This is a genomic window from Clostridium sp. MSTE9 (assembly GCF_000277625.1).
Lineage (GTDB): Bacteria > Bacillota > Clostridia > Oscillospirales > Acutalibacteraceae > Faecalispora > Faecalispora jeddahensis.
In genome coordinates, this window is the sequence record NZ_AKFU01000028.1 from 1 (window position 1) to 11,047 (window position 11,047).

General features: G+C 49.8%; 11 protein-coding genes and 1 other RNA gene. 3 read left to right on the forward strand and 9 right to left on the reverse strand.

Annotated elements, in window-relative coordinates; translation table 11 throughout:
* The 6 genes from larE to HMPREF1141_RS06005 all read right to left on the reverse strand — a co-directional run.
* Nucleotides 1–814, reverse strand: an 814-nt coding sequence (larE, locus tag HMPREF1141_RS05990) for an ATP-dependent sacrificial sulfur transferase LarE (protein ID WP_009062124.1), incomplete at its 3' end; no start/stop codon positions are given.
* 14 nt (nt 815–828) lie between these two features.
* Nucleotides 829–2,373, reverse strand: a complete 1,545-nt coding sequence (gene larC, locus HMPREF1141_RS05995; RefSeq protein ID WP_009062121.1) for a nickel pincer cofactor biosynthesis protein LarC — start codon at nt 2,371–2,373, stop codon at nt 829–831.
* Between the two features lie 15 nt (nt 2,374–2,388).
* The gene (locus HMPREF1141_RS17790; protein ID WP_275051682.1) at nt 2,389–2,517 is read right to left on the reverse strand and encodes a hypothetical protein; all 129 of its coding nucleotides are present in this window, start codon (nt 2,515–2,517) and stop codon (nt 2,389–2,391) included.
* Between the two features lie 140 nt (nt 2,518–2,657).
* Nucleotides 2,658–3,008: RNase P RNA component class A (gene rnpB, locus HMPREF1141_RS16855), an RNA gene on the reverse strand.
* A 33-nt stretch (nt 3,009–3,041) separates the two neighbouring features.
* Nucleotides 3,042–3,494, reverse strand: a complete 453-nt coding sequence (locus tag HMPREF1141_RS06000) for a GNAT family N-acetyltransferase (RefSeq protein WP_009062126.1) — start codon at nt 3,492–3,494, stop codon at nt 3,042–3,044.
* A 96-nt stretch (nt 3,495–3,590) separates the two neighbouring features.
* The gene (locus HMPREF1141_RS06005) at nt 3,591–5,033 is read right to left on the reverse strand and encodes a nicotinate phosphoribosyltransferase (RefSeq protein ID WP_035316636.1); all 1,443 of its coding nucleotides are present in this window, start codon (nt 5,031–5,033) and stop codon (nt 3,591–3,593) included.
* 511 nt (nt 5,034–5,544) lie between these two features.
* Between HMPREF1141_RS06005 and HMPREF1141_RS06010 the strand changes: the two genes are divergently transcribed.
* From HMPREF1141_RS06010 to HMPREF1141_RS06020, 3 genes are all read left to right on the forward strand, one after another.
* Complete coding sequence (locus HMPREF1141_RS06010; protein WP_020073148.1) at nt 5,545–5,793, forward strand: helix-turn-helix transcriptional regulator; 249 nt, start codon at nt 5,545–5,547, stop codon at nt 5,791–5,793.
* A gap of 640 nt (nt 5,794–6,433) precedes the next feature.
* Entirely contained in the window at nt 6,434–6,634 is a 201-nt protein-coding gene (locus tag HMPREF1141_RS06015; RefSeq protein ID WP_009062118.1) for a helix-turn-helix transcriptional regulator, read from the forward strand.
* Entirely contained in the window at nt 6,631–7,122 is a 492-nt protein-coding gene (locus HMPREF1141_RS06020; protein ID WP_009062120.1) for a DUF6773 family protein, read from the forward strand. Before HMPREF1141_RS06015 ends, HMPREF1141_RS06020 begins: the two co-directional genes overlap by 4 nt.
* Before the next feature lie 196 nt (nt 7,123–7,318).
* Here the strand turns inward: HMPREF1141_RS06020 and HMPREF1141_RS06025 are convergent, their stop codons facing one another.
* From HMPREF1141_RS06025 to HMPREF1141_RS06035, 3 genes are all read right to left on the reverse strand, one after another.
* Entirely contained in the window at nt 7,319–8,182 is an 864-nt protein-coding gene (locus HMPREF1141_RS06025) for a DUF6282 family protein (protein WP_009062128.1), read from the reverse strand.
* A gap of 178 nt (nt 8,183–8,360) precedes the next feature.
* Nucleotides 8,361–10,442: a nitrilase-related carbon-nitrogen hydrolase gene (locus HMPREF1141_RS06030; protein ID WP_242824566.1), complete on the reverse strand. Its 2,082-nt coding sequence runs from the start codon at nt 10,440–10,442 to the stop codon at nt 8,361–8,363.
* Between the two features lie 332 nt (nt 10,443–10,774).
* Nucleotides 10,775–11,047: transposase (locus tag HMPREF1141_RS06035; RefSeq protein WP_009060949.1), on the reverse strand; the 273-nt coding region annotated here is incomplete at its 5' end.

Here is an 11,047-nt window from a genome sequence, read left to right on the forward strand (position 1 = left end):
CTTTCGCGGCCAGCGTTTCATTCATGCTGCCGGTACGGTAACCCGTTATATCGATCGATACGTAAACGAACCCAAGGGCTTTGATTTGGTCGGAGATAGCGTGCCGAACCTCTTGATCCAGCAGCTTCGGGTACTGCTCCTCCTCCACCTCAATGCGGGCCAGATTGCCGTGATGCCGCACGCGCACCTGGCGGAACCCCAAATCCAGCAGAATCTGTTCGGCTTTGTCGATCTGAGAAAGCTTTTCTTCCGTGATCCTTTCACCGTAAGGAAAGCGGGAGGAAAGACAGGCAAAGGAGGGCTTGCTCCAGGTGGGAAGACACAATTCCTTCGACAGAATGCGGATTTCCGCTTTAGACAGATCACAGTGCCGCAGGGGGCTTTTTACATTCTGCTCCGCCACGGCGATCAGCCCGGGGCGGTAATCGCCGTTGTCGTCCAGATTAGAGCCCTCCACAATTTCCTTCAGGCCCAACCGGTCCGCTACCTCCCGGATTTTCTGGAACAGCTCTGTTTTACACAGATAGCACCGGTTCACCGGGTTTTCGGAAAATCCGGAAATGTGCAGCTCTTCCGAATCTACAATGATGTGCTGAATCCCGTTGAGGTCACAAAAGCGTTTGGCTTCGTTCAGCTCCCGCTGCGGAAAGCTGCAGGAGCGTGCCGTAACAGCCACGGCTTTATCCCCCAGAGCCTTATGCGAGGCGGTCAGCAGAAAGGTGGAGTCCACGCCGCCGGAAAACGCCACGGCGACGCTTTCCAAAGAACGCAGGTATTGCTCCAGCTTTTCATATTTTAAATGCAGTTCGTCCATGTGTATTCCTCCCGCTAATTGGCTTCGTTGATTTTCAATGCGTCATATACTTTTTGAATTGGTATTCCGTGCCGCTCCGCGGCGGCCTTGACGTCCTCGAATTCTCCATACCTCTTTGTGAGCCCGCCATAAGTCACTTTTTTCACCTGGATTTTCCCATAGGGAGTTTCCACGGTTTCATAGGCTCTGTCCATGACGGTTCTCTGCACCGGAATTTTGCGGATGCCGATCGTCGAGGTTTCTTCGAATACGATCCGCTCCAATGCCTGCACCAAAGACGCTTCACATAAGAAAGAGAGCGTTACGGCGGGGCGGCATTTTTTCATATAGATGGGGGTGAAGAATACATCCAGAGCGCCGGCGTCCAGCAGGCGGCCCATCACGTAACCGAGCACCTCTCCCGTGGTGTCGTCAATATTGGTTTCGGCCAGAATCACTCCGCTTTGGGGCTTGGGGCTCTCTTTGGCCGGAAGCGTTTCTCCCAGAATCAGCCGCAGGGTATTGGGAATTTCCAGATCATACAGCCCGGCGCCGTAGCCGACGGCGTGAATCTCCATTTCCGGCTGCGGGCTGTATTCTTCGGCCAGGGCAGCAAGGATTGCCGCGCCGGTGGGGGTGGCCAGCTCCTTCTTGATTCCGTTCGAATAAACCGGAATGCCGCCCTTTCGGATAATCTCCAGCGTGGCCGGAGCGGGCACGGGGATCAGGCCGTGCTGGCAGCGCACAAAGCCGGAGCCGACCGGCAGGTGCGAAGCGACAATACGGCCGGGGTTCAGGCTGTCCACACAGATGGCGGTGCCGACAATATCGATAATGGAATCGATGGCGCCGACTTCGTGAAAATGGACTTCCTCAATCGGTTTGCCGTGAACCTTTGCCTCCGCTTCCGCCACAAAGGAGAACATTTTTTTCGAAAGCTGCTTGACCCGATCAGACAGCTCGCTGCCGTCGATGATTTCGGTAATATCCTGCAGATTGCGGTGCGGCGCGTGCGTATGTTCATGTGTATGTTCATGTCCGTGTATATGCTTGTGCCCGTGTTCATGTTCGTGCTCGTGCATGTCGTGTTCATGGTGCTCATGATGATCATCATGAGTATGGTCATGATCATGGTGCGCTTCCCCGTGCCCAAGAGAAGAGTACACTTCCTCTGTGTGGGAGCGTTTGCCGTCATGACTCAGGTGGTACTTATGTTTTTCCTTGTGCTTCTTCTTTTTTCTGCCATACTTATCCGGCAGCTTGTTTTTTCCACAGATACAGTAGGCACGGTGATGCTTACAGGTACATCTGGGCAGAGCCTTCTGTTCTGCATCCGGTTCCTGATCTGCTCCTGATACTTCTTCCTGGTGAGAGGAGGGGGCTTCCTCCAGAATGACATCGAAATAAGTGCCTGTGATCCCGTTTTTCTGTTTTTTGCTGATTTCGATCCGGTAGCCGTCTATATGCAGCTTGTTCAGCTCGCTCAGCAGCATATCCTTGTCTACGCCCAAATCCAGGAACGCGCCGATCGTCATATTGCCGCTGATGCCCGAAAAACAGTCCATATACAGAGTTTTCATTTACTTTCCTCCGTTTCATTTCTTCATCATGCCTGCCGGATCCCCGGCGCTAAAGCCATTGCCAAAACCAAGAAAACAGAGATAAGAAAAAACCATAAAGGAACAGCTGCATGCGGCAGCTAAAACCTTCATGGTTTGATTCATCTTCCAATACCCTTTTCCCGGTGCCGCTCTTACGCCGCTTTCAGCGTGCTTCGGGCGGCCAGAGAATTCGTTCCCAGTGCGATGATTTCCGGATCATCATTGGCAGGAAAAAGGTGTTTTCAAGGAAGTTTTCGTTTGTTGGTGCGACCAGGCCTGTAAGCCGAGTTCTGTCGTGAACAGCCATCTATCTTGGCCGGGCGTTGCCGCCGCAGCTCAATGCCACCTGTTCGGGACGCGCCGGGCCGACGCATTTGTCCCATTCCGGTGTTGCTCCGAATAGGGTTTACATAGCCGCGCGGTCTCCCGCGCGCTGGTGGGCTCTTACCCCGCCTTTCCAGCCTTACCCGCGCAAAGCGCAGGCGGTATCTCTCTGTTGCACTTTCCCTGGGGTCACCCCCGGCGGCCGTTAGCCGTTATTCTTGCCCTGTGGAGCTCGGACTTTCCTCGGATAGGCCCTTTCGGACGTTACCCGCGACTGTTCAGCCTGCTCGCATCGCTTATTTTAACGTTTTTTTATTTTGTTGTCAAGCTGTTGTCTGTCTGCAATCCAATCTCATCGGTACATGGGGGATTCCGTCCTCCAAAAATTCGTCTGAAATCTGCCGGAACCCTTGCTTTTCATACAGCTCTTTTGCATACGTTTGTGCTTCTATTTTGATCGCGTCTGCCTTGAGTTGATTTTTGGCAACCCGTATTCCTTCTGCCAGAATTCTGCTGCCCATGCCGCACCGTCTTTTTATGGCAATCACTCTGCCAATGGAGACTTCATCAAAAGCGACCCCTTTTTCAATCACCCTCAGGTACGCCTGAATCCCATTCTCATCTTTCAGGTATACATGCAGCGCCTGCCTGTCTTTATCGTCTATCTCCTGATAAGGGCAGTTTTGTTCCACTACAAATACAGAGACCCTGAGCTTTAAAATCTCATACAGCTCATTGGCCGTCAGCTCTTCAAATCTTTTTACGACAAGCTCCATTTTATCCCATCCTTTCCAATCGTGCAGAAAACGAATTCTCCCCTGCTTTGGCGGGGGAGAAACAGTTGTTCTTTCTTTTTTAATGGGTGGCTCATATCACACCGGATCGGTGGGCTTGTCGAAGTTGTGGTTCGTGATCAGCCTGTCTTTGATCTGCCACAGCTGCTGCGAAAGGTCGACATAGTAGCGGTGGGGGTTTTCAAAGCGGGTGACTTCCTCCCACAGCGTGTCTACCTGCGCGGTGCAGTATTCACGGATTTCGTGCAGATCGCGCGGCTGCATGATGCACTGTCCGGCCTTGAAAATCTGGGTCATCAGCGGTACCGCGCGGAAGTTCTCCACTCGCTTGCGCTTCCAGATATATTCCGGGTCAAAGATGACATAGGGCATCTCGTCGTCGATCAGCTCGTCGTGCAGGGTGATCACATCGGCGATCGCCTTGCCGCTGTAACGGTCAAACAGGCGCCACAGGCGCTTAAAGCCGGGCGTCGTAATTTTCGCTACGTTTTCGCTGATTTTGATTTTAGGCTCAATACTGCCGTCTTTCCGTTCTACGGCAACCAGCTTGTACACCCCGCCGAACACCGGCTCCGAAGCCGAGGTGATCATGCGCTCGCCAACGCCAAAGCTGTCCACCTGCGCACCCTGCATCAGCATGTCGCGTATGATGTATTCATCCAGCGAGTTGGAGGCGCAGATGCCGCAATCCTCAAACCCGGCGGCGTCCAGCATCTCGCGTGCTTTGCGGGAGAGATATGTGATGTCGCCGCTGTCGATGCGGATTCCCGCGGGGCGGAAGCCCTGCGGAACCAGTTCTTCATTAAAGATGCGGATTGCATTCGGAATGCCGGACTGCAATACATTATAAGTGTCTACCAGCAGAACGCACTGGTTGGGGTATTCACGGGCATATGCGCGGAACGCGTCGAGCTCGGTGTCAAACAGCTGCACCCAGCTGTGTGCCATAGTGCCCATTGCGGGGATACCGAAATCGCGTTCGCAGATGGTGCAGGCGGTACCGGTACAGCCGCCAATGTACGCTGCTCTGGCGCCGTATACCGCGCCGTCGAAGCCCTGTGCGCGGCGAGAGCCGAATTCCATCACGGAACGGCCGCTGGCGGCCCGCACAATCCGGTTCGCTTTTGTCGCGATCAAGGTCTGGTGGTTGACGCACAAAAGCACCATGGTTTCGATAAACTGCGCCTGAATCACAGGGCCGCGTACCGTAACAATGGGCTCACCGGGGAAGATGGGGGTACCCTCCGGAACCGCCCACACATCGCACTCAAAATGAAAGTTCGCCAGATAATTGATAAATGCCTGGTTGAACTTTCCGGTGGATCGCAGGTAGTCAAGATCCTGCGGGGTAAAAGAGAGGTTTTGCAGATATTCCACAAGCTGCTGTACGCCAGCCATAATCGCAAAGCCGCCGCCATCCGGAATTTTTCTGAAAAACATATCGAAATAAACGATTTTGTCCTCAAAACCGTTTGTGAAATAGCCGTTTGCCATGGTTATTTCATAAAAATCGGTGAGCATTGTCAGATTCTTACCGAATGGAGTTTGTGCTGTCTCCTCCAAATCCATACACCTCGTTAGTAGCAATTATTACAGCATAATCTCTTTGCGGTGTTTGTGCATATTATAAATCAGAAAGCAAAGAAGGAAACGCTGCGCGGGATTCAAGCTTTTTGCCCGAAATCGGGGCAAGCCCCAAAAATATGCCGGACGCTTTGTTGAATAGTATTATAACAAGAAACCCTTTAAATAACAATGTTTTTTTGACATTCGACAAGGCTGGAGCCATTCCACGGGAAACCAGCAAATTAAACGGATTAATTCTAAAAATTTTGTATGATTTTTGTTGCGTTTTTCGATTTTATCTACTATAATGGAATGTATTCCGGATAGTGGTATTTTTATTTCTTATAATGATACTTTGCTTTCAAAAAAGCGACAGCAATTTTGTACCTTTTTTGTTGAAGAGGGGAAAACTTATTATTATTTTCTGGCCGGTAAAATACGGCCTGAGCAACGGGGAGATGAAAGAATGAGATTACGCAAGCAAGCCCTGGGTAATCGTAATTTGGTAGGTGCCCATGTGGAACTGGCTAGGAAGAACCTGGGCATGAAGCAAAAGGAACTTTTGGCTCAGCTGCAGGTGAACGGAATTGACATGAATGCATCAGGCCTTTCTAAACTAGAGGGGCAGATTCGCTACGTAACGGATTTTGAACTGGTGGCTTTATCGAATATTCTGAACGTTTCTGTTGACTGGCTGCTCGGTCGTGAAGACTGATTCCGGTGGCATCTTTACAAGAGAATCGCATCCCGCATTTCTCCACGGCGTCATAGGGGCGTTTTTATAAACTGTGGTGAAATTTGGGCAGTATGTATTGGCAGACAGTGAGTGTTCACTGTCTGCCAATACTCTTTTATGCAGTTTTTTGCGGATGCAGTCTGAGCATTCTGCTTTTGCTGCTGAATTATATTTTCCAAAAGGCCGATGTCCCGGTAGCAGACATGAATTCCCTGCATGACAGAGCGCGGTTATTTTTCGCTATGCTCTCCGGCCCGCACCCAATCAGTCGTTACTATGCGATTGGCTCCCGTCCATTATTATAAAATAATCTGAAGTTCTTTTTCAATTCTGCTCTTTCATTAAAACATACTGGGACTACCGGTGAGATTTAAACCGCAGCACAGCAAAATCCATGAACTCACCGCTGAAATCCTGTATCTAAGATTGCGCTGTTTCAGCGCAACAGAATACTTCTATTTTCTGAAAGGGACATAAATCTTACAAGAGCTTTAAACGGGTCCCGTGGAATTTTTAGCATGGAATGTGCTTGCCATAAATCTTCATCAGCACGAATGCAATATATAATTGACATCGTGTTATATATAGTGTATATTATACCTATGGAAGGTGGCATTACATGAAAAATAAGCGGATGAAAATCGCTCGAATGGAAGTTGATATGAACCAGGCGGACTTGGCAAAAGCCGTAGGTGTTACCCGGCAAACGATCGGGTTGATAGAATCAGGGGATTATAATCCCACACTGAATCTTTGCATAGCAATCAGTAAGGCACTCGGCAAAACATTGAATGATTTATTTTGGGAGGAATCAGAATGAGAAAGCAAAATTTGCAAGATGAAAGAGTTTTGGCGCAGCGCCGTAAAATAAATAGTGAGGCATACGGTATTTTGATGATGATACTTCTCTGTTCAGTGCTCGTTCAGCAAAGACTGCTGAACGCTCCGTTTGAGCAGTATGCTGTTGAGCTTATATGCTTCTTCGGAATGTCCCTTTACATGATAATACGATACCTGACCTTGGGGCTTGACATATACGGCGAAGAAAAACGAGCGAAGGCCTTTCCTTTCATAAACAGTATAGTAACGGGAATTGTAGTAACCGCGATTAACGGCGTTTTGAACTATACACAGTACGCAGAACAATATAGGAAAGATGGTATCGGTTATTTTATTGCCGTGTTGGCAGTGACTTTTATCAGCTCAACCGTTTTGACTTATGCTGTACTGTCTTTCCTTAAGTATCTGAATGCCAAAAGACAGGCAAAAATTCAAAAACAGTTAGACGAAAAAGAACTGGACGAATAGCTGTTTTTTTTCGATTCGTAAGTATAATATGACGTTGTTTGCAGCATCTATATTCACCTATAATACAAAAGGCTCACGAAACTTCCGTTTCGTGAGCCTTTTGTATTATGGAACAGAATTCCCTTTGCTCCAGAATTCCTGTTCTCAAACGGATCGTTTCAGCGACCATATCCTTTTAAGAAAGATGTACTTTTGATTACGGAATGGATCTGTTTAACAGTTCCGCAGGGACCTTTTGCGCCATCGTAATCAAATCCTCTGTCGAAATACCCTGATCGTGTAAAACATTGATAAACCGAATATAGCCCTCAACGGGTGTTTCCTTTCCTGCCTGCCCGCGGTCGGTTGCAAGAAAAATGCTGTGCGCGCCCACGGCTTTGATGTTGGCAGCCATCTGCTCCGCAGAGCAGTTTCCCTCTGCAATGTTGTACCAATTCTTTTCAATCCATACACCCAAATCCGCCATCTCTTTTTGGGATGCCGCATCAATCTGTGTGCGTTCCCATTCGGGATGAGTCAAAACCATACGGATTCCCGCTTTTCGTCCGGCTTTGCAAAGTATCATCGATTCGGCAGGGGAAAGGTGCCCTGTGGCAAGAACGGCATCATATTTTTTTATCACATCAAAAATATCGTAGACCACAGGGAGAAGTTTTCCTTCTTCGTCAATAACGGAAATTCCGGGTCTGGTAAAAAAATCGCCCGGCATATCCCCGCTTTTCAGGCAGTGAGCCGAATCTCTTGTGGGCATCCATACAAAGGAGGCTCCGAGCTTTAACGCACTCTCTGCCGCATAGGGGTTCAACCCGCCCGCCGGCCAATTCAAAACCACGCCGCCATAGGCACGTGTGCACAGGTGGCTCATACGCCGGTTTACAAGAGCAGCACGGGTGGCAGTGGATTCATAATGATTCTTTATCATGACGCCGGCCATTTGATAAGAGGCAGCCTGTTCAACCAGTTCAAAATCGTCCAGGCAGCGCGGCACATGCGAGGGGATAGGGTGGACGTGCAGATCGTAGCTGCCCTCTAAAATACGCAGCACTTCATCTTGTTTCATAAAAACACGCTCCTAATGAATGAGCCTTCGGCGGCTTAGAGCCGAAGGCCCTCATCCATGAAAGTAAAGAAAGTAAGTAAAATCAGTACCGTCCTTGGTGAAGCCTATGAGAAAAGCCCTGCTGTGAGAAAAGCAATAGCCAATCGGAAATGCCGCTTGAGAATTGTCTTTCCAGAAATCAATCCGCCACCAAGGGCTTGTAATAATCGCAGCGTCTGGAATTGATCAGCATTTCCTGGTTGTACCACCAGCTGCTCTGAAGGGTGTCAAACGACATGGAAAGCGCCTGCTCTTCCGTCTTTGAAGCTGCAAGGGGCTGATCCAATCCATAAAGCGGGTCCAGTGTGTTGAGCGCGCTGCTGCCAAGATATCCTTTTTTCCCGCCTACAAAATTTGCCGTAATCGTATAGGCTTGCGCTCCTTCCGAAACAGCGTCCCACAAGACCATGGCGTTTGCAGGAAATGGATTTGCCGACAGCTTGTTGTTAATCTCGAAGAAGCCGCCATATTGGCCGTACCAGGCGGACGGAATCGCGATCACATCGGCACGTTTCGTTGCAAGAACCCCCGCTGTTTCAGGGAAACACACATCGTCGCCTATCAGCATGCCGATTTTCCCGATCCCATCTACGCTGAATACAGGGATATCATCGCCTGCCGTTGCCCATTTGCGGTCAGATTCGCTCAAATGTGTTTTGTAATAAGTACCGGCAACCTTACCGGCTGCGTCCACCAAAACAGATGTATTGTAGAGCTTTCCATCCTTCTCCTCGACCGCGCCAATGACCACTGCCGTGCTATATTTTACCGCAAGGGAGGATGCGAATTCCGCTGCCTGTTTTGCATCGGCCTTCGGCGTTTCGCTGACTGTTCCGATCAGGGATAATTCGGGTAAAACAACCAGATCGACATCCGAAACATTCTCCATGAGCTTTTGGATCGAAGCCTTATTTTGTTCTTCGCTACCCTGTGGCGTATATTGCAGCGCAACCGCATTGACATGTTTGCTCTCAGCAGATTTCGTATAATCCCATGGGCCGACGCGCAGCATCAAATTCTGATAAAGTTCAGGACGCCGCTGCATTAACAGTGCTTTGTTTGCGTTTTGATATTGTGCCGGATCGATCGTCGCGATGTACGCCGCTGCCGCATCGACATCCTCTTTCTCACTGGCAATCAGCGGAGCTTCCACTAATTTTTTCCCAGTTGGGCTCCAAATAGCGCTGGAGCCGATCATATGAAACCCCAGCTCCGTATTGGAGCGGTTTGCGCTGACGATATACATCCCGTTCTGTATCGCGCGCGCCGGGAGCGCGCTGACTGCCTGTGCCGAGGAGTTGGTTGGGAACGCCAGAATGTCCGCACCGTTCACCGCGGCCAAGCGCGCACTCTCAAAATAAGCAGCATCCATACACACGTTGATGGCGATATTGCCCAGTTCGGTAGCAAAAACGGGGACGCCCTTGTCTCCCCAGGCGGCCCAGTGCTCTTCGGTTTCCCACTGGTGTGTTTTGCGATAGCTTCCAATATACCCTTCGGGCCCCACCAGCGCCGCGGAATTATAGTAGATATCAGTTTTTGCGTCCTTTTCGGCCATGCCAAAGACAACGTACGCATGATATTTTTTAGTCAACGCGCTGATTGCATCGGTTGAGTGCCCGGGAAGCGTGTCTACATAAGGCGCAATATCCTCGCGCGACTGGTACCCATACCCGGTCGTACTCATTTCAGGCGCGACCACGAGCTTGACGCCTTGCTCCAAGAGCGTTTCGATCTCTGCGCACAGATTTTTGACATTTCCGTCGCGGTCGTGCATGACCGGGTTAAATTGCAGCACCGCAGCCTTGAATGGGGCATAGGATTTCTGCCGGTCGGCGTAATACGTTTTCAGCCGGGTAATCATTTCACTTTGCTGTGCCGGCGTTAAATACTCTCCATATCCGAATTTCTGACTGCTGACACCGGCGAGGATGCCTGTGTCGGCAGCGGCGCCGATTGCGCCCGCATATCCGCATTCATCCGCGACGTCCTGAAAGGATTCGCTTTTGTCGGGCAGATGCAAAGCGTTCTGTAAAATCAGTGCCGCTTCTTCTCTGGTAAGCTTGGCATCGGAATGGTTTGTCAAAGATACCGAAATACCGGCTTCATTGGTCGCCTGCCGCACAGATTTGGTAAATTCCGAAGTGGTAACAGCGCTGTCCGCAACAGAAGGCTTGTTTGCTTGCAGCAGCACGATTGCCGTCACGAGTATTGCCGTCACGAATATAGCACCCCATATTTTTTGCTTTTTCTGGATCATTGCGTCAGATATCCCCCTTTTATAAATGTGTTGGGAGTTATTTGCAATAGAAGAGGCACTCTGTTGTATATCGCCTTTGCTGTTCACGCGGGAATTCCCTTCACTTGTGAAAAAATTCAAAGGATTGGCGCCTGATGGAGCGGCTGATACCGTCCCGAAACCCAGCCTCCTTTTCAAAATCAACATAGTTGGAGAATGAGCCTTCGGCAGCGCAAAACCGAAGGCTCAATCCCGTGTATCACACTTACAGAAAATGGATAGTTACAGCTCTTGATTAAGAGCCTATCCATAAATTAGATATGGACTCGAATCAATTTACGCCAGACAATAATTGCACAGGCAAAATGCAGAAGACCAAGGTAGTTTGCAGCTTTCTTTTCAAAACGAACCAGCAATTTGCGGAAACGGTTGAAGAACGAATGCGTAACCTCTACTACCCAGCGCCGGGCTTTAAAATCGGGATTCCGCAAGAGCTCCTGTTTTTCCTCAGATCGGGGACGGATATGCGCGATATAGCCTCTTTTTTCAACCTTGTCTTTTGAGCCGGTATACCCGGCATCCAGGCA